The organism is Phocaeicola fibrisolvens, from assembly GCF_025567125.1.
GTDB classification, from domain to species: domain Bacteria; phylum Bacteroidota; class Bacteroidia; order Bacteroidales; family Bacteroidaceae; genus Phocaeicola; species Phocaeicola fibrisolvens.
Map to the genome: position 1 here is coordinate 1 of NZ_JAOQJI010000108.1, position 534 is coordinate 534.

Here is a 534-nt window from a genome sequence, read left to right on the forward strand (position 1 = left end):
ATCTTATAATTCAGCACTATAAATTTAATACTTTTATCGCTATGTTTCTAATTATCACTGAAATATATTTATTACTATTTCGAACTCACGTTATGCTTAATCAACGAATCCCTCAGATTTTTACGTTGAGCCATAGAATCTCCTACCAGACTTCGTAAAGAATTGAACGGGCACAAAAAAAGCCCCGAGATATTGCTATCTCGAGGCTCTCTGTAAAACGGCGACTACCTACTCTCCCACTTGTACGCAGTACCATCGGCGTGGCGAAGCTTAACTTCTCTGTTCGGAATGGGAAGAGGTGGAACCTTCGCGCCATAGTCACCTTAATATCCTTTCAATTGATAATGAAAAATGAATAATGAACAACGTACCCATTCTCCTTATCAATCATATTTTATCATGACTTACAAGCAAGCAATTTCAGCACACTGGCCAAACGTATATATCATCCTTTGATGTTTTCCATCCGCCCGGCGCGGATAAGGAAAGCTGACGGGCAATTAGTAATGCTCGGCTTTGCTGTCTCCAGCTTTA

1 rRNA gene is annotated in these 534 nt (G+C 40.1%); it reads right to left on the reverse strand.

The features are described from left to right. Positions 1-215: 215 nt before the first annotated feature. A 5S ribosomal RNA gene (gene rrf, locus OCV81_RS17715) occupies positions 216-326 on the reverse strand. Positions 327-534 lie beyond the last annotated feature (208 nt).